The sequence below is a fragment of the Streptomyces pilosus genome (genome assembly GCF_014649835.1).
In the GTDB taxonomy this organism is placed as follows: domain Bacteria; phylum Actinomycetota; class Actinomycetes; order Streptomycetales; family Streptomycetaceae; genus Streptomyces; species Streptomyces pilosus.
Genome location: NZ_BMTU01000022.1, coordinates 1 through 17,951 on the forward strand (window position 1 = coordinate 1; position 17,951 = coordinate 17,951).

13 protein-coding genes and 2 pseudogenes are annotated in these 17,951 nt (G+C 67.3%); 2 read left to right on the top strand and 13 right to left on the bottom strand.

Annotated elements, in window-relative coordinates:
- Window positions 1-11: 11 nt before the first annotated feature.
- The 5 genes from IE118_RS32540 to IE118_RS32560 form a co-directional block, all read right to left on the bottom strand.
- On the bottom strand, window positions 12-677 hold the full coding sequence (locus tag IE118_RS32540) for an HNH endonuclease family protein (protein WP_189561706.1): 666 nt from the start codon (window positions 675-677) through the stop codon (window positions 12-14).
- 386 nt (window positions 678-1,063) lie between these two features.
- Window positions 1,064-1,264, bottom strand: coding sequence for a hypothetical protein (locus tag IE118_RS34555; protein WP_189561707.1), 201 nt, complete (start codon window positions 1,262-1,264; stop codon window positions 1,064-1,066).
- A gap of 312 nt (window positions 1,265-1,576) precedes the next feature.
- Window positions 1,577-3,343, bottom strand: coding sequence for a D-glucuronyl C5-epimerase family protein (locus tag IE118_RS32550; RefSeq protein ID WP_189561708.1), 1,767 nt, complete (start codon window positions 3,341-3,343; stop codon window positions 1,577-1,579).
- Between the two features lie 86 nt (window positions 3,344-3,429).
- Window positions 3,430-5,496 (bottom strand): FG-GAP-like repeat-containing protein, encoded by a 2,067-nt coding sequence (locus IE118_RS32555; RefSeq protein ID WP_229847064.1) that lies wholly within the window; start codon window positions 5,494-5,496, stop codon window positions 3,430-3,432.
- Between the two features lie 449 nt (window positions 5,497-5,945).
- Window positions 5,946-6,446, bottom strand: coding sequence for a hypothetical protein (locus IE118_RS32560; protein WP_189561753.1), 501 nt, complete (start codon window positions 6,444-6,446; stop codon window positions 5,946-5,948).
- Between the two features lie 582 nt (window positions 6,447-7,028).
- Between IE118_RS32560 and IE118_RS32565 the strand changes: the two genes are divergently transcribed.
- Together IE118_RS32565 and IE118_RS32570 are read left to right on the top strand one after the other, a co-directional pair.
- Complete coding sequence (locus IE118_RS32565; RefSeq protein WP_229847065.1) at window positions 7,029-11,096, top strand: DddA-like double-stranded DNA deaminase toxin; 4,068 nt, start codon at window positions 7,029-7,031, stop codon at window positions 11,094-11,096.
- The gene (locus IE118_RS32570; protein WP_189561710.1) at window positions 11,093-11,596 is read left to right on the top strand and encodes an Imm1 family immunity protein; all 504 of its coding nucleotides are present in this window, start codon (window positions 11,093-11,095) and stop codon (window positions 11,594-11,596) included. Before IE118_RS32565 ends, IE118_RS32570 begins: the two co-directional genes overlap by 4 nt.
- Before the next feature lie 172 nt (window positions 11,597-11,768).
- Here IE118_RS32570 and IE118_RS34810 read toward each other — a convergent pair.
- From IE118_RS34810 to IE118_RS32610, 8 genes and pseudogenes are all read right to left on the bottom strand, one after another.
- A pseudogene (locus IE118_RS34810) lies at window positions 11,769-11,954 on the bottom strand (hypothetical protein); the annotation flags it as partial.
- Window positions 11,955-12,161: 207 nt separating this feature from the next.
- A complete protein-coding gene (locus tag IE118_RS32580; RefSeq protein ID WP_189561755.1) occupies window positions 12,162-12,821 on the bottom strand; it encodes an HAD family hydrolase in 660 nt (219 codons plus the stop codon).
- A complete protein-coding gene (locus IE118_RS32585; protein ID WP_189561711.1) occupies window positions 12,818-13,345 on the bottom strand; it encodes an orotate phosphoribosyltransferase in 528 nt (175 codons plus the stop codon). The genes IE118_RS32580 and IE118_RS32585 overlap by 4 nt, the downstream gene beginning before the upstream one ends.
- Window positions 13,346-13,541: 196 nt before the next feature.
- Window positions 13,542-13,901, bottom strand: a pseudogene (locus tag IE118_RS32590) (SLOG cluster 4 domain-containing protein); the annotation flags it as partial.
- Window positions 13,898-14,812 (bottom strand): nucleotidyltransferase domain-containing protein, encoded by a 915-nt coding sequence (locus tag IE118_RS32595; protein WP_189561712.1) that lies wholly within the window; start codon window positions 14,810-14,812, stop codon window positions 13,898-13,900. The pseudogene IE118_RS32590 and the gene IE118_RS32595, both read right to left, overlap by 4 nt.
- A 36-nt stretch (window positions 14,813-14,848) precedes the next feature.
- Window positions 14,849-15,397: an aspartyl/asparaginyl beta-hydroxylase domain-containing protein gene (locus IE118_RS32600; RefSeq protein WP_229847066.1), complete on the bottom strand. Its 549-nt coding sequence runs from the start codon at window positions 15,395-15,397 to the stop codon at window positions 14,849-14,851.
- A gap of 70 nt (window positions 15,398-15,467) precedes the next feature.
- Window positions 15,468-15,884, bottom strand: coding sequence for a hypothetical protein (locus tag IE118_RS32605; RefSeq protein ID WP_189561713.1), 417 nt, complete (start codon window positions 15,882-15,884; stop codon window positions 15,468-15,470).
- A gap of 1,286 nt (window positions 15,885-17,170) precedes the next feature.
- Window positions 17,171-17,899, bottom strand: coding sequence for an NUDIX hydrolase (locus tag IE118_RS32610; protein ID WP_229847067.1), 729 nt, complete (start codon window positions 17,897-17,899; stop codon window positions 17,171-17,173).
- Between the last annotated feature and the right edge of the window lie 52 nt (window positions 17,900-17,951).

Below are 17,951 nucleotides of genomic sequence, written 5' to 3' on the forward strand. Positions count from 1 at the left end.
GGCTGTGGCGGTTAGGGGGCCAACTCGTAGGTCACGGTCTGGTCGGGGCAGTCGGCCGCCAACCCACGCAGGGCCGCTACTTCGGCTTCGTCGGCCGTAAGGCTCCAGCGGAGCTTGGTGGCCACCCACTCGGCGACGTAGCGGCAGTGCACGCCGGCAGCGGGCGGCAGCCACTCGGCAGGGTCCTGGTCCGCCTTGGACCGGTTCGAGCGGGCGGTGACCGCGACCAGGCTGGCCTGAGCACCCTGGTCGTTGGCGTAGGCCTCACGGCGCTGCGCCGTCCAGGCGGATGCACCGCTGTCCCAGCTCTCCGCGAGCGGCACCATGTGGTCGATGTCCAGGCCGGAGGCCGGCGTCACCCACATCTGGTCGTAGTACGACCACCAGCGGCCGCCCGTCAGGCGGCAGCCGGGTTCGACCAGAGGGGGTTCGACGGCCTCGGAGAGCAGGACCTCCGCGCGGGTGTTGCAGCCGTCGGACGGGTCGTCCCCGGTGTTCCAGTGCCGGAAGGCGTCCCGGTCGTAGCCGTCACGGGACTCGCTGTCCACCGGCAGGCTGGTGACGGCTTCGGCCAGCGGCAGTGTTTCGGCCGCGTGGGCGGGCGCGGGGATGGTCAGGGGCAGGACGGCGAGGGAGGCGGCTGCCAGGCCGCGCACTACGACAGTGAGCGTGAGCATGAGCCGTTCATAACGGCCCCCACGGGGCGCTATCAGGCGTTCCTCGAGCAAGCCGCCCGTATGGACGCAATGGTCGTACCGGCCCGGGCAGCGCAGCCTTCCCACGACGCCTCAGGCTCGAGCACGTCCCCTGCACCCCGCCTGTATGAGGAGAGGGTTGCTGCAGCCTCTCCCTGACCACGCGACCACGCGGCAGCGCGGCAAGGTCAGCACGCACGTCCGACCGTGCACGGACGGGTGACACAGAGCGAAGGCACGAACTTCTGCAAGCGTCGCTGCGTCAGATGCGGGGGGCGGAGGGTCGGCAGCGGGCGGGGAGGTCGGCCAGGGACCACCGGGTGATCGAGAGGCGGTAGCCGGCCTACAGGTCGCGCACGGTCTTCGGCTCACTGATGTCTAGGCAGTGCGTGGAGATGGTGGCGGCCACGATTCTGTCGTCCGCCGTGGTCGCGGCGGCGGCTGCGCAGGACGAGGACGAGGTGGCGGCGGGCTTCGGCGAGCAGGTTTCTGCGGTGGAAGCGGCCGCCGTCGTTCATCACGAAGACGGTCGCAACGACGTCGGCGGCTGCCAGGTCGCCGTCGACCACGGCGGCGACCCGGGCCCGGATCACGGCAACCGCGGCACGGGCGTGTTAGAGGAAGGCAAAGAGTTGATGATGCCGACGGCAACTCAAGGTGAGGACCGCGCTCGCCTTCCACCACGCGTGCAGCTGCGCGAGCGGGCGGACCTCCTGCTTGGGCGGGCGCGTCTTGCGGGTGGCGTCGGAGGAGGGCGAGCCGTGCGCGGACGGCCGGGCGGGTTCACCGCGGCCGGCGCCCGCCACGCGGGTCCCCGCGCCGCGGCGGATGCGAACCGCCGGTCGGGCCCCTGCGGCGGGACACACGGCGCACCACCATTGTTACGGTGCTGTGTTGGTGGTGCTCCCGTCGATGGTGATGCTGGTGGCGGCTACCCAGAAGTGCGTGAGGGCACCGGCGGTGATTTGGTACATGGGCCGGCCGTTGACGATGGCGCGGCGGTCTGTGGGTGCGTTGGACGGGGTGGCGAAGGAGACGGTGCGGATCGACGCGTCGGTGCCGTCCTCGGTGAAGCGGTAGACGTTGACCTCACGGTTGCCACCGGGGAAGGTGAGCGTGCGTTGGGGGAGGTAGGTGGTGGTCAGGTACTGGCCGCGGAGGAAGGAGGTCGGCCAGGTCTCCCCGACCCACCAGCCGGTGTAGGCACCCGCGCTGATGCGGTAGTAGATTCCCCGGTCCTGGATGCGGCGCCGCATATCGGCGGGTGCCTGTGTCGCCCGGGCGAAGGTCACCTTCTTGACCTCCAGCTGTGCGTCTTCCTTGCTCTTGTCCCAGCCGCCGTCGGCCTTGGTGTCCAACCGGTACAGCGCGTGGGTCCCAGCGGCGAAGGAGACGGTGGACCCGTCCCGTAGAGCGGGAGAGGGAAAGTCGTCGGTGAGGACATCGGTGTGGTGGGCGAAGAGAGGGCTGCCGGTCTGCCAGTGCAGTTGGCGGAAAAGGTTGATGTGGTGCTGGTGGTAGCTCGGGGTCGGAATGCGGTGGGTCTGGCAGTAGTACGAGTGCCAGCGGACGTTGCGCAGCAGCGGGAAGTAGCGGGCCATGGTGGTTGCGCCACCGTCGTAGAGAGCCAGGGCGACATCGCTGCCGGTGGCCGCGTAGTAGTCCCACAGTCCGAACATGGCGAAGATCATGCCGTTGTAGGTGAAGTCACCCGTGCCGGGCTGCGCCCCGGGGTACTCCTGGATCCATAGGTAACCGGCCGCATCCTTGTGCACCACCCACGGGTAGGCGTCGTCGCCGCGGAGCAGTGAGGTCAGGGCGGCGTCGGCCGCCTGTCGGTACAGAGCCCGCTCGTCATCTGTGACGCCGTCCAGCTGGGTGAGCTGGATGAACAGGCTTATGGCTTCGCCCTGCGCCATGCCGGAGTACCAGGGCGCCTTGTAGGCGACGCCGCTGTGGGTCTCGTGCGTGTAGTCGAACGGGTAGGGGAAGTACCACGCCCCGCGGGACTCGACCCGCCGGTCGATCAACCGCTTCGCTTGTGCCTTGGCGCGGGTGAGGAAGAGTGCTTTGCGGTCGGCGTTGGTCTCGGTGCGGTAGCTGGTGATGCAGCCGAGCCCGAACTGGATCTGCGTGACGGGCTGGTCGTAACCGGGTTGGCCGTAACCATCGCGAACCTGTACGACACCCTCGGCGTCGAGGAATTGTCTCTCGGTGTCGGGCGTGATGTTCTCCCATCGGGTGGGACGGTCCCTCCACGGCCGCAGATGTTCCGGCAGGTCGGTCACCAGCTGGTAGCCGGAGCGGTTGACCTCGAACGGCAGGGTGGTGGGCACGTCCGCGCCCGCCCCCCGCGCGGCGGGCGTGCCCTGGGCGTAGGGGATACGGCGGCTCGGCCGCGAGATACGCCCACCGGCGGTCTGGTCCGGCAGCGGCGGCATCGGTGCGTCACCGTTCACACCACGCGGCACGCTCAGCGCCAGGGACCGGGGCATGCCACGGAATGGGTCGGACGAAGGGGCCGGTGCGGCGACCGCGCTGCCCCCGGTGAACGTTCCTCCGGCGGCCATGGCCACACCGGCTGCGGCGCTCTTGGCAGCCAGGCGGATGAGTCCGCGGCGGTCGAGGTGTGAGTGGGACTCGAACATGATGGTGCTTCCCTCGTTTTGGTGTGGTGGGTGACGTACACAGGCGGGGAGCTCGCGGCGTGCGAGCACCCCCGCCCGGGAACGGGTCAGTTGTAGGAGCTGAACAGCTTGGTGGTGCCGAATGACCAAGCACCGGGGTTGGAGGTCCAGCCGACCAGGCCGCCGTTGAACATGGCGTCGGCCTTCGCAGTCCAGGTGATCATCTGCACCGAGTTGTCCGCCCGGTGGTTCATGACCGCCAGGTCGTCACGGCCGTCACCGTTGAAGTCACCGGTCACCATCTTCAGCCGCGCCACGTCGTAGGTCTTGGCGCCGTCGAGGGTCACCTTGGCCGAGCCGAACTTGTTCTTCCCGTCCACCTTCTCGAACAGCATGGTCGACGTGCGGTCGGCACCGTCGTCGTAGCTGTACCAGACGAGGACGTCGTCGTGGCCGTCACCGTCGAAGTCACCTGCCTGAGGCGTGGCGTTCTCCCAGTTCCACGCCGTGCTCTCCCACCAGGGAAGGCCCGGAGCGGCGAATCTGCCGTCGGCCTGGGTGCCGAAGACGTAGGTCTTCACGCCCTGTGTGCCCTGCTTGTAGAACACACTCAGATCTTCGCGGCCGTCCCCGTTAAAGTCGCCGGTGACGAACTTGGTGCTGGAGCGCGCCCACGAGCCCGCGGGTGCCACCCAGGATTCGAAGGGCGTGTTGAAGGTGCCGCTCGGCTTGGACGCGAACGTGAACAGCTTGGTCTCGCCCGTCTTGGTGTTGGCGGACCAGACCGCCATGTCGTCCCGGCCATCGCCATTGAAGTCGCCGGCCTGCGGCGTCATGTACGAGATGTGGTACTCACCGCCCGGCAGGGCCGCCCACGCCTGCACCGGCTCGGCGAATCCGCCATCGGGCTGGCCCAGGGCCACGAACGCGGTGACGCTGGCGTCGCTGTTGCCGCGCACGGTGACCATGTCACCGCGGCCGTCACCGTTGAAGTCACCGGTGATGAACTTCATCGCCGACTCGTTCCACTTGTCTGTCGACGAGGTGTAGGACTTCAGCGGAGCACCAAGGGCACCGGCTTCTATCGTCCCCTCCTTCGGCTTCGCCAGGAAGGTGTATGTCGCGTCGGACACTGCGTTCGGAAACGCGTACCAGGCACCGATGTCGCTGCGGCCGTCGCCGTTGTAGTCGTGCCGGATGGCGGTGCCGCTGGACCAGAGCGACTGCTGTTGCGCGTTGTAGATCACGAAGTTGCCGCGGTCGGTCAGGACGGCCGAGCCACCGGCAGCGGCGGTCTTGGACTCCCACAGGGTGGCGGTGTCGGCGGCGTTGCGGACGATGAGGTTGCCACCGGCGTCAAACCGTGCGGTGGCGCCCGCATTGCCCACGGTGCGTGTCGACCAAATGATCTTGCCATGATTGGAAGCGATGACGAGGTCGCCGTCGCTCTGCATCGTCAGTCGAGCCGAGGCGGAGACAAGGCTGTCTCCGGGCAGAAGCTGCTGGCCGGGGCTCAATCGGGTGCCGAGCTTGATGCTGTCGGCGCGCGCGGCGATGGCATCCGTACGGGTCTCGGTCTCACCGAAGCAACCCCCTTGCCACGAGCGGTTGCTGACAGCGACGAGTTCTGGCTTGCCGTTGTTGTTACGAAGGAGGGGGGCTCCGGTGTCGCCCTTGCAGATGGCGTCGCCGGCGGTCTTGCCGACGATGTTCACCTCTGTCTCGGTGGCCGCGTTAACGGCGAAGGTTGCGGTGTGGAGTTTGTTGGGGACCCACTCCGCCTTCGTGCGGCCGTATCCAGCGACGGTGAGGGTGTCACCCTGGGCCGCCGGAGTCGTGGCTATCGCGACCGGGGTGATACCGGTGGCGGGTGCCGCGAGCCGTGCCATGACCAGGTCGCGGCCCGCACGGGGCACCAAGTCGACGATCTCGCTGACGTGACCGCCCGTGGTGGTCAGGTCGGCACGGCCTATGGTGGCGATCGTCCTGTCGGCGGGCTTACCTGGCGTGAGCTCAGTCAGTCCCCCGGTGAAACAGGAGGCAGCAGTCAGTACCCATCGGGACTCGATCAGGGCACCGGAGCAAACGCGCTTATTGTCCTCGTTGCCGATTTCGAGCTTCGCGGTGAACGCGTAGGCCGCATCAGTGACTGGAGTGCCGGTGACAGCGTGCACGGGCGTGGCGGTGAGCGTACTGGACGCTAAGGCCGCAGCCGCGAGGCTCGTGGCCCACGCGGCGCGAGGCGGGCGCAGTCTAGACAATTTTGACTCCTTATATGCGTGATTCATGAACGGGGGGCGGCAGTTCGTTCCGCCTGCCGCGCAGCGAAGGGAAATGGCCCAGGTAGGCCGCTCACCCGGAATTCATCAGAACGGTCGGCGGGTTCCCGAGCCTTTCACCGTCACCGATCCCCGACATGTAGTCCCTGGCCACGTCGACCGATACCGCCGGCGTCGTACGTCACCGGCTTCCTGACCTGCTGTACAGTCACTGCCGCCAGTATGTAATGCACAGAGTACGTATAGACCGCTACTCCGGAACCTATCGGGACAGGGAGAGGATCCTTAGCCGCTTTATTGGATTGAGAAGTGCGACTTGTGTAACTGCCTACACAAAGCCGCGATCAACCATTGACGCGCAGTTCGATGAGCATAGTTGGTTCTCCAGAGGCGCCGGATTCGCCATATCCGGTGAAGTCGTTGGCGGGGGCGTCAATGACGGTGGTGGTTCCGTCGTCTTCACGAACAGTAGTCCTCACCGGATCGGCCGAGGTCCAGATGCCGTGCGCCTTAGGTATTTCGAGGGTGAGGAAGGCGGGCTTAGCCGTGACGTCGAAGCAGAAGTCCTGTTGCCCGGTCCGGCTCATGATCCAGATGTCTTCGCTGCCATCACAGGAAGTCATCAGTATGCGGCCGTTGCCGCGCTTGAGGAGGGCGCCAGTCTCCTCGTGGATCTGAGATGCGCCCGGGTAGTTGAAGTCTTCGACGGCACTGGGCATCTCATCGATGGCCGCAGTCTGGGATGCCGCTGCACTGCCGTCGTCGGCATAGGCCACGCCGAGCGTCGCGGACGCCGCAAAAACTGCAACAGCAGCACCCAATAGTGACTTGTGTGCCCGGGTCATCGCCACAGTAAAACCTTTCAAAGTAGGCAAAGAACATGAAGTAGCGGTACTCCCGAAAGGGGAAATCGCAAATAGGGCGGAACTAGAAATGCGCACGGTGTAAATCATCCTACACAGCTCACTCGAATCTTGCTCGCAGTTCATTCACTTCACGCCCGAATGGAACCGATCAAGCCAGGTTACATACTGGTGCAAACCCGATTTGCGGTGCTGAAACATGTGTAGATGATCATCAAGGAATTGTCCTGATATGGGAGTTGATCTTACGTTAACCCTCCGACCGGGATGGCGCATCTTTGGCTGGCAGGACGCTCGTAATCGGCTTGATAAGCCCTGGCTCACTTGGGCGGAAATCAGTGTATGATCAACCGATGCGGAAAATGCGCGAGAATTGCGCCTTGATTTGCAGAGGGTGAGGTGTTTCTTTCGACGCCTTTCTGCTTTCTCGGTGTCGCCCGCGTACATGTCCGGCCGGATGTGCGTCGATTACGAGGGAGTCGCCGGGTGAAACGGCGTATAGCCTCTCGGACTATTGGTTCGGGAGTACCGAGACGGTTCTCAGGTTCCCGGCGGGCTGTGCGGATGTTGTTGTCCGCGGGCCTGCTGTCGGGGCTTCTGGGAACGCCCGCTGCGGTGGCAGCGGAGCCGGCACCGCTGCCGGTAAACGTGAGGGCTGAGATCGTCGGCTACTGGGAGACTGGCGGAGCCGGGCTGAAGGAGGCCGCCGAGCAGGCGCTGCTCGGCGGTGACGAGGACATCCGTGAGTTCCTCGACGAAGCGGAGTCCATTCAGTTCGCCGACAATCGCGTTGAGACGGCGCGGCTGGCCATGGCTGGCGGTCCCGGTGTACGGGAGGCCGCCAAGGAAGCGCTGCTGCAGTCGCCGACCGAGCTGGAGTCCTTCCTCCTTGACGGTTTTGAGGAGCCGCTGGATCAGGACCGCAAGGTTGAGATCGGCCGCCTGATCACTCTGGGTGGCGCGGGCGTGCAGGAAGCGGGTAAGGAAGCCCTGCGGGGCACCTTCGACGACCGCGAACTCTTCCTTGCTCGGGGCCAGTACACCGCCCGTCAGCAGGACAACCGTGTCGAGGTTGCCCGCCTGGCAACGATCGGCGGCCCGAATGTGCAGGCAGCCGCGAAGGTGGCGTTACGGGGGACGCCCGAGGAGATGGTCGAGTTCCTGGAGGTCGGGCAGTTCACCGCCCGCAACCGGGACCAGGAGCACGCGTCGATCGACGACCTGATCAAACAGGCCAGGGCTGCCGGCAAGCAGGCCGAGGACGCTCGCAAGACCGCAGAAGAATCATCAAAGAAGGCAGTCGCGGCCTCCAAGTTGGCCAAGGAGGCCGCGCTGAAGGCAGCCGAGGAGACCGCGGCCGCCAAGGACGACTCCAAGAAGGCGGCAGTCAAGGCTGCGCAGGCTGCGGATGCCGCTCGGGGTGCGGCAGCGGCCGCACAGGAGGCCATCGGCTCGGCGAACGCCGCCAACCGCGCCGCGCGCCGTGCCGCGCTCGCCGCTGCGCAGACTGCCGCTGCCGCTGCCGCCGCTGCGGATTCGGCGAACAAGGCCTACAAGGCGGCCATTGCCGCCGCTGCCAACGAGGGCGATGCTGCTGCCGCCACCAAGGCCGCCAAGCAGGCGCGTGCCGCGGCAATGCTCGCTGACGAGTCGGCCATCGTGGCCGAGAACGCCGGGAAGGCCTCGGCTGCTGCCGCCATTGCCTCCGGTGCAGCCAAGGAAGCCTCCGCGAACGCCCGGGCAGCGGCTAATGCCGCCGAAGCGGCCAACGAATCCGCGGACGCCGCAGGCCTGCACAGCAACGAGGCTCGGCAGGCGGCCATAGAGGCACGCCGCCATGCCACTGCCGCCGACGCTGCCGCCGACCGTTCTGCGGCCCTGGCCAACCGCGCCGCCACCGCTGCCTACGGTGCTCGCGACGCTGCTACCTCGGCGGCCGCGCATGCGAGGAAGGCCGCCACCTACGCAGACGAAGCTGCCGAGCAGGCCGGGAACTCGGCCGTCTACGCTGCCACGGCCAGGAAGAACGCCGAGGCGGCCAAGGGTGCAGCCGACACCGCGACGGCCGCGGTGGCCAAGGCCAAGGAAATCTTCGCGCTCGCCCGTGAGACCGAGGAAGCTGATCTCACCACCCGCACAGAGGCGGCGATCGAGCTCGCCCGCTCGCTGAAGACAGCCTCTGAGACCGGCATTTCGGCCTCCGCTGCGACCCAGGTCGAGGCCCGTTCACTGAACGACACCGCGACTAAGCTGGCCCAGGAGGCCGGCCGACCCGATGTCGACGTCCAGGCCACCGCAGCCAAGGGCCGCCAGCTCGCCATGCAGGCCATGAAACTGCTGGGCCCCTGGCATCAGGAAGCCGCCGCCCGCGCGCTGTCGGGCACCGATCAGGACGTCCTGGACTACCTGCGCACCCGCTGGAAAGAAGCCAACCACGAAGACGTCCGCCAGCGCGTCGTCAACCTGAGCTCCCAGAGCCCTTACGCCTCCGTCCGCGCCGCGGCCACCGAAGCTCTCAACGGCACTCCGGCGCAGATCGAGACCTTCCATACCTCCGGCCAGTACCAGGCCGGCCTCACCGACATGAGGGTCGATGTCGCCCGCCTCGCCGAAACCGGCGGCCCCGGAGTCAGCCAGGCCGCCAAGGCCGCACTCCTCGACGGCAACGGCAAGACCTACGCAACGTTTCTGAACATCGGCCAGTACGGCGAGCGCCTGACCGACGAAAGGGTCATCACCGCCCGCCTCGCCACAACCGGTGGCCCCGAAGTCCAGGCAGCGGCGAAAATCGCCCTCGCCGGACCACCCCAGCTGATCCACGAGTTCGTCAGCACCGGCCAGTACATGGCCCAGCGCAAGGACGACCTCACCTCCCACCACGTCCACCAGGTCAAACGCCTCATCGCAGAAGGCTCCCTGATCGCGGCCAAGGCGACCGAGAACGCCTGGCGCGCCGCCGAAGCCGCCGCCAAGGCCGAACAGGCAGCCGCCGACGCCGCCACAGCCGCCGGCAAGGCGCAGGAATCCAAGGAAGCGGCCGCACGGTACGCGGCCGATGCCGACGCCTCCGCAGACGCCGCGGAGCAGAGCGCTGCTGAAGCGGTCACATCAGCAGCCACAGCACGCAATGCCGCCGACCGGGCCTCCCAGGACGCCACCGCCGCCGAGAACTCCGCAGCCGATGCCGAATGGTCCGCCTCCTACGCCCGCTACTCAGCCCGGAAGGCCGACGAGTCTGCAGCCAATGCCCGCGCCTCCGCAAAGGCCGCAGGCAAGAGTGCCGCCGAGGCAGAGGCCGAGGCCAAGGTTGCCTGGCAAAGGACCCGCGACCTCGCCGAGCAAGAGATGGCGGAGGCCCGCCGACAGGCGGAAGAAGCACGCAAGGCACAAGAGGAAGACACGCCGCGCAGCCGCTGCGTAACTCTCCTCCCCGTCGACAGTTCCTCGTTCCCGCTCCCCGTGGTTGACACACTCAACAAGCTCACGACCTTCTGCGACGGCGGGGACATCGACAAAACCCTGAACGTACTGAAGGACCCCAGCACATACGGGACGATCCTCTGGGAAGCGTCGGGCCTCGCCGACATCGAGGCCTGCATCGAGGACCCCACCGCCTTCGGCTGTGTCATGGCCGCCGCCGGCGTCCTCCCTTCGGGCAAGTTCACGCTCCTCACCAAATTCGACAACGCCGTTGACTCACTGAAGGCCGGCCGCGCGACCCGTCGTACCGTCGCCTGCCTGACCAAGCCGGAAGCGCACAGCTTCCCAGCCGGCACCCAGGTCCTCATGGCCGACGGCACTAACCGCCCGATCGAACAGATCGAACCCGGCGACCTCGTCACAGCCACCGACCCCACCACCGGCGAAACCGGCACCCGGCGCGTCACCCGAACCATCCACACCCCCGACGACCGGAACTTCACCGACGTCACCCTCACCGACGGCTCTACTCTCACCTCCACCAGCCACCACCCCTACTGGTCCCAGAACGACCAGAAGTGGAAGAACGCAGAAGACCTCGAGGCCGGCGACACCCTGCGCACCCCGCAGAACAGCACGGCCACCATCACCCGCACCAGCAGCTGGCAAGGCCTCCAGGACGCCTACGACCTCACCGTCGATGGCCTCCACACCTACTACGTATCCGCCGGCATTATTAGCGTCCTTGTTCACAACACGGACGCGCCCTGCCTTAAATGGGTAACGGACGCCTGGGCGAAGCTACCCAAGCGCAAGTATTCTGGGGACCCGACTTCCGGATACATCTTCAATCCAGACGGAACGCCGGTCTGGAAGAATCTGGTGCAAAGCGGAAAAAACGCACTTTCCGAAAAGATCAATTTGTATCTCAAGGATTCCAAAGACTTTCCCGACTACAGCACTTACGCAGACGTTTCGCATCACGCCGAAACAAAGGTTGCCTGGCAGATGCGCGAGACAATGGGACCGACAGAGATTCATATCGTCATTAACACGAACTATGTGTGCCCGAGAGTCTCTACACCCGGCTCGATGGGCTGCAAGCAGGCAGTACCTGCTATTCTTTACGACGACCAGACGCTCGTCGTGCACTACCCCGGCATGAAGGAACCGCAGAAATTGCCGGGCACCCAAGTAAGGAAGAAGCAGTGATCGTCCTCGGAGGCACTCATGCGGGTGCTGTTTACGCCCGCTCGGAAATAGAAGTCGATGCCCTGATCGACCACATCATGAATGATCTGATCCAAAGGGGTGTCACACACGATGGCTTCGAGATCGTACCCGAAAGGGCTGTTCTGAGTATCGTTGAAGGGCGGTATCCGGAAGAGACAGACCAGAGATGGCCGAGCAACTACCTGTACGTGTCGGTTAACACCGAGCGAGGTTATGGCGCATTGAAATGGTGGACTAACAAAGTGCCCGCTGACGCGCCGGAGGGCCACGCCTCTCGACACGTCTGGACCTCGGGAAACCTGCATCCGCCTTCATTCGATCCGCAATTGATCGAGGATCCCGGAAGTCCGACCTATTATCCTCGAGAAGCGGCCATACTCGTGCCTCAGGTTCGCGCGGCAGTTGAAGAGTTTTGCCGCGAGCGGACGGGAGCGCGACCGGAATGCATACCATGGCTGCTACTTAACCAATCCGTTTGAGTTGACAGCAGCTGAGGTGAAGGCTGGGCCACTGATGGCGGACCAGCCTTCTACATTCTCGAGTGGGCGATGCGAAATCATAGGTCACGCTTGGCCTGGCGGTTGGCCGCAGTCTGTTTCAGGGCCGGAACGCACGGTCGGCCCGTCTCGACGATGCAGTCGTGGTCGGGACTCAGGAGGCGCGGCGGATGACCGCGGCGGGGCCGATGATGCCCTGGCCGAACTTGTCGCGGATGCGGTCCATGGCGGCTTCGGCGACCAGGCGGGCCTCGCGGGCGGTGTCCAGGCTGATCTGCTGGGCGACCTGGTCGGCGTCGACGAGATCCTCGCCCTTCAGGGAGATGCCAGTGAGGCGGAAGGTTCGGGAAACGGGTGGCGGGGTGATGGGGTGCGCGCCGAGCCGGACCGCGAGTCGGGGCCGAGGAGCGGGGAACCGCTGTCTCAGTGCTCCAGCTCGACGCCGGGCGCTCGTCGCCGCATCACGCGCATTCGCCTGTGTCCTCTGATTCAGAAGTGCAAAGGGGCGCCCGTAGGGACGCCCCTCCACTGTAGTGGCCCGGTTAGGTCACGTGCTGCCGATTAGGGGCAGGTGGTGCAGCAGGGACGGCCCGAGGTTGGCGGGCTCGGGCAGGAGGTGATCGGCCCCGGCCGCACGCAGGGCGGCGGGAGGGTGCCAGCCCCACACGGCTCCGAGCGCCACGACTCCGGCAGCGCGGGCCGCGGTCATGTCGGTGGGGCTGTCCCCGACGAACACCGCGCGCTCCGGTGGGACGTCCAGCTGGCTCAGGGCGGCATGCAGCCCGTCGGGGGCCGGTTTGGGCCGGGCGTCCTGACGCGTGATGACGACGTCCAGCAGGTCAGCCACCGTCGGCGGCAGCAGCCACCGCAAGCGGTCGGGGTCCTGGAGTGTGACAGCGCCGGTGGCCGTGCCCTGCGCGCGCAGGGCCAGCAGGCTCGAGATCACGCACGGGAGCGGCTTGACGGGGTTGGCCGACAGGGCGCCGTCCCACCAGCGGTCGCAGGCGTCGTCGGGGTCGGCGACGTTCAGGAGCGCCAGGACCTCGATGCGGGGGCGGCGCAGGGCGCCGGGTGGAAGGTCGTCCGGCGTTACGCGGCGTCCGAGGGCGCAGGTGGCGACCGCGGCGAGGGTGGAGCGTACCGCGGCCGCGCTGTCCAGCAGCACCCCGTCCAGGTCGAACAGTGCCGCTTGGCGTGAGTCCGTCATCGGGCGCCGTCCGGGTCTCGGACCAGGGCGCGCAGGATCAGGTGGTGGTCGGCGAGCAGGGTGGTGGCGCCTGCGTCCCGGTCCAGGACGCACACGGCCGTGCTGACCAGTGCGCCGCCGATGCGCAGCAGGCGGGCGCTGCGCAGGAGGCTGGTGCCGCTGCGGGCGGTGTCGTCCAGCAGGACGGTCCGCCGGCCTCCCAGGTCGGCGCCCTCGATTTGCTGCCATGTGCCGTGGTCCTTCGGTGTCGGGCGCAGGAAGGCGGCGGGCAGACCGGTGTGCAGGGACACCGCCGTGACCAGTGGGACCCCGGCCAGTGCCGGACCGGCCAGGGCCTCGGTGTCGTCGGGCAGCAGCTCCGTGAGCGCGGCTGCGGTCTCCGTCAGCAGCACCGGGTCGCCGGCCAGCCGGTAGGGGTCGAAGTAGCGGTGGAGCGTGCCGCCGTCGGGGAGCCGGTAGGGGCCCTGCCGGTAGGCGACGGTGGCGAGCTTCTCCGCGAACGGGGCGGTGGCAGGCGGGTTCATGGCGCGCACCGCCCGGCGGCGAGGGCCTTGAGTCGGCGGTGAGCGCTTCGGCGTCGGGGAGCTCTCGCAGGAAGCCCAGGGGCCGGGTGGGGCTCTCGGTCAGCCACCCTCGCAGGAACGTGCTCAGGCGGCACGCGGTGGGTCCGAGCAGCCGTACGGGCACGTGGCGGATTGTGGTGGCGTAGTACAGGGCGGCGGTGAGTTCGTGCAGCGTGCCGACGCCGCCGCCCATCGCGACGACCAGGTCCGCGTCGTCGAGGTAGGCGTGCAGCCGCTCCCCCATGGTCGGGGCGTAGACGGTGGTGGTGACGTGTGGGTTGAACGCTCCCCAGTCGGGCCGGTCGGCCAGCGTGATGGCGGTGACCGGCACGCTGTGGCGGGTGGCGCCGCGCGCGGCGGCCTCCATCAGTCCGTTGTAGCCGCCGTGCCGCAGGGCGTACCCGGCTTGGGCGAGTGCGGCGCCGGCCGCCTCGGCTAACGGTTCCTCGCCGTGGGGTGGGACGACCCCGGCGAACAGGGCCACGGTCAGGCCCGTGTCGTGGTCGGTGGGGGTCATGCCAGTCCTTCCTCGTGCTGCTGGTAGGCGCGGTACGCGGCTATCTCATTGGTCAGCGCGTCGGCGGCGTGTGGGGCGATGCGCTGCGTGAGGCGCACGGTGCGGTTCAGGGCGTCGTCGGCCTGCGCCACGGTGGGCACCGGCGGGCTGGTGAGTGCCTTCGTCAGCTTGGTCAGGCACTCCCGGCCGGTGGCGGTGCGGCCGACTTCGTCGGGCAGGTGGTACCAGCCGTGGTGCCGGGAGTGCGGGACCAGCGCAGTGCGGATCACGTCCCGCAAGGTGGCGTTCAGGTCGTGCAGGAGGCCGTAGGCGATGTAGTGCTGGCCGCGGAGCAGGCGTTTGCGGAGCATCGCGTGCAGCACCATCGCCTGGACCAGCAGCTGACCGCAGTCCGCTGGCGCCTGTGCCGTGCGGGCGAGTGCCTGGGCCGTGCGCTGCTGGGTGTCGGCGTCGGCGATGTCGTCGGCGCCGGGGCCCTGCCACAGCAGGCGGGGCCCGATCCTGCGGCGTAGCGCGTCGACCGCGCTGGTCGGGCACAGGTACAGGTCGAGCTGGAGCAGGTGGCCGTCGTGCGACAGCAGGTAGACGAACCCGGCGCCGCCCAGGTTGGCGACGATGGTGTCCCGCCAGCCCGGCAGCAGCGCGCCGAAGGTGGTGGACATCAGCGCGTCCAGGCTGCTCATCAGGGCGGGCAGCTTCTCGTCGCGGACGGCGACGACCAGGTCGACGTCGGACAGCCGGTCCGCGGTGCCGGTGGCCAGGGATCCGCGCACCAGCAGGTGCGTTACGGCCGTGGTGGTCGACAGGGCGTGGACCAGGTCACTCAGGACGGCGAGTTGCGCCGGCCTGTAGGCGTGCGCGAGTTCCTCGAGCGCGGGCAGTTCGATCGGGGGAGAGACTGAGGTGGGCATGCGGTGTCCTCTCGGGCGAAGGGGATCGGGCCGGGGTCAGGGGCGGGCGAGCAGGTGCGCTTTCGCCTCGCGCCAGCGGTGTGCGTCGCCGTCCCGACCGCGGGCCATGTGAAGTTCGGCGATCAGGTCGTACGCGCCGCCCTCCGGCAGGGCGTAGGTGTAGAAGGCGCGCAGCAGCGTCTGTTCCGCCGCGCCGGTGAAGCCGAGCTCCGCGAGCTGTACGGCTTTCTCCAGCAGCCCGTCCCGCTCCGCCTCCGTCATCTCCGGCAGGTCGGTGGCGTCGCCGTCGCGCAGGTGCGGGCGGGCGGCGAGCGTCTGGTAGGCGTCGTCGGCGTAGACGTCGGCGATCAGGTGGAGCCGGTCCGGGCCGGTGGTGTTGCACACGCCGTGGGCCTGCGACGGGGTCAGCCGCCACAGGGCTCCGGCCGCCATGTGCACCCGGGCGCCGGCGGTGACCAGCACGGCGGAGGGGTTGGTGACGAGCGGGATGTGCAGGCGGTGGCAGCCGGTGTCGCGCAGTTCGGCGTAGTCGCGGTGTTCCCACAGGTAGGAGTGCGGTTCCAGGCGGGCCAGACGCACGTACATGTCTACCAGGAGCTCTCTTCATCTCCGCCGCTGGGGCCTCACGCCCAACCTTCCGTCAGGTCAAAACAGTTCAGTACGTCAGCCACTCCCTGTCGGGGATCAAGTCCTCGATCCATTCCTGACCTCGCATGGCCCACCGAGGCGCAAGGAACACTGGGCGACAGCGGGCGTGGTCTCCGTTCTGCTGGCAGCGCAGGACCAGTCCCAGGCTGAGGAGATACGGCTCCCCGCGGGGCCCGAAGCGCAGGCCATCCACGTACTCGGGCAGAGTGGGGTCCTCAAGTGTTGACGCGGTCCTCTCGATCCAGGCCTCGAGTTCCGACGGCAGCCGACCAACCAGAGGGACACCATCGAGACTGACCTGCGGACCCCGGCAGGCGTCGACAGCTACTGCAGCCAGGGTCTGCGTCTCCTGGTCGTAGTAGGTGTCGATACCAACCCGGTCGAAGGGAAACCAGCGCGCGTACTCCTTGGTGTCCCATGCCAAGATCGGCTCCCTCAGAGCGGCTGAGACTTCCTCCCTGCTCTGACCGAACCGTATGGGCCCCACGGACTTCAATGGGACCCATGTCCATGCGGGACGCTCCCCGTCCCAGAGGAACCTTTCCGCCCACCAGACCAACGAACCCACCCCAGATCGAAACGTGCGTGCAGAAAGCATTCTCGCAACGCGTGCTGCGGACGGCACCAAACGCCTGCCCCCGTGCCCGTTCCAAAAATCTGAAACGGGCCCGGGACGGCGTGAGGATCGAAACTGCGGGCAGCGGCCCATCTCGCCCTCACCCCGGCGGGTGGCACAGCATCACCACGATCGTCCAGGCCGTCCTCGTCCTTCGCCACGCCTCAGGGTGAGGATAGAAAAGGCTCACTGATGGAAGCGCACACTGTGGTCCTCCGTCGCGCCCACCACGTTGATCGGCACCAACATATTAACCGAACTAAGCCTTGAGTATTCGCAGGTCAGCGGCCTCTTCTGCTAGCTTCCCGGGATGCTTCAAGCCAACCTCCCCGAGAGGGACTTGACCGCGTTCGTCCTGCCCGAGATCGGCAGACTGCACGAGACCGGAGAGCGGTGGACGCCGTACCGGCTACTGGGCTCCAGCGGTGCCGTCGTCGGGACCCTAGACCCGTTCAGCACAACTGCAGAAACTGCGTATGCAGTTGGGAATGCGGTCCGGCCGGGACGCCTCATGGGGAGTGGGAACACCACGCAGGACGAAACATGGCGCCCGCGCTCCCACCCGGGGCCGGGCCACAGTCCTGGGTGCCCTGGATGACTGACCGCGAGCTTCCCCACTCGGTGGGGGTCTGCCCACGGTGCGCGCGGTCGCTTTCGGCTACAAAGTGGCCAGCCCACCGCGTGGGGGTCCGCCGTAGATCAGGGCGGCGAGCTGGACGACGCTGGGCCGCTCCCCACACGCCTGGGGGTCTGCCCTCCTCCGGCTCCGAGTGAATGCGGCAGTTGCCGCGCTCCCCACATGCGTGGGGGTCTGACCCACCTCCTGGTTCTCCGTGCGGCGTTCAACGCCTCTACCGGCACAGCGGGCAACACCGAATAGAACTCAGCCGGCAGCGGGCGTCCCGCCGGGTTCGTGACCAGCGCGTGCGGAGGGGAGCTGCCGGGAAAAGACGTAGTCCAGAAGACGCGCTGCCCCGCCCGGGCAAGGGTGACTCGTTCTGGGCGACCTCGGAGTCCGCTATGCGGTACCGGTGCGCCCTCAGCCCGGTGAGCGCATCCCACAATTGATCACTTCCGCGACCGGAGCCGCCGCCTCAGCCCCGCTGACCGGACGTTGCCGCACGCAGCAGGGGCGGGTTGAGCAGCCATGCATGTCCGCGGCGATAGAGAGCGGCCGGACGCCCGGTGGGGGGCAGCCACTGATCTCCCGTCGGCTGCACAAATCCCGGGGTGTTGAGTACCTTGCGGCGGAAGTTGCTCGGATCCAGTGGCTGACCCCAGATCACTTCGTACACCGTGCGGAGATCTCTGAGTGTGAACGTCTCGCCGCAGAAGGCCGTGGCGACAGCGGTGTACTCGAGCTTTCTGCGGACCTCTTCCAGTGCCTCGGTCAGAATTGTCTGATGGTCGAATGCCAGGCGGAGCGCGCCATCCTCCAGGCGCGCCGCAGGGGCCCAGAAGGCGCGTGCGGCGTCGGTCCCGCCGACGGGTGTCGGCAGGTTCGGCCCCAGTGCGAGGTAGGCGACGGTCACGACTCTGCCTCTTGGGTCGCGCCCGGGGTCCGCGTAGGTGCCGAACTGCTCCAGGTGTAGCTGGCTGCCGTCGATGCCGGCCTCTTCGGCCAGCTCGCGCAGGGCCCCGTCGCGGAGGGTCTCGTCCTTCTGGACGTAGCCTCCGGGCATCGCGGGCATGCCGTTGAAGGGGTCCAGGCCGCGCTCGATCAGGAGCACCATCAGCTGGTCGTCTCTGAGGGTGAAGATCGCAAGGTCCACGGTCAGCCACGAGGGTCCGACCTCCTCTGAGTCTTTCAGCCAGTCGTCCACCCGCACCCCTAAAGGTCTCATTGACTTAAACTCCGGCGACACTTATGGTCAC

Excerpts from the sequence above, each read along its gene's own strand:
- IE118_RS32550 (WP_189561708.1), bottom strand. The coding sequence starts at position 3,343 with ATGTTCGAGTCCCACTCACACCTCGACCGCCGCGGACTCATCCGCCTG.
- IE118_RS32600 (WP_229847066.1), bottom strand. The coding sequence starts at position 15,397 with ATGTACGTGCGTCTGGCCCGCCTGGAACCGCACTCCTACCTGTGGGAA.
- IE118_RS32580 (WP_189561755.1), bottom strand. The coding sequence starts at position 12,821 with ATGACGGACTCACGCCAAGCGGCACTGTTCGACCTGGACGGGGTGCTG.
- IE118_RS32540 (WP_189561706.1), bottom strand. The coding sequence starts at position 677 with ATGCTCACGCTCACTGTCGTAGTGCGCGGCCTGGCAGCCGCCTCCCTC.
- IE118_RS32595 (WP_189561712.1), bottom strand. The coding sequence starts at position 14,812 with ATGCCCACCTCAGTCTCTCCCCCGATCGAACTGCCCGCGCTCGAGGAA.
- IE118_RS32585 (WP_189561711.1), bottom strand. The coding sequence starts at position 13,345 with ATGAACCCGCCTGCCACCGCCCCGTTCGCGGAGAAGCTCGCCACCGTC.
- IE118_RS32560 (WP_189561753.1), bottom strand. The coding sequence starts at position 6,446 with ATGACCCGGGCACACAAGTCACTATTGGGTGCTGCTGTTGCAGTTTTT.
- IE118_RS32565 (WP_229847065.1), top strand. The coding sequence starts at position 7,029 with ATGTTGTTGTCCGCGGGCCTGCTGTCGGGGCTTCTGGGAACGCCCGCT.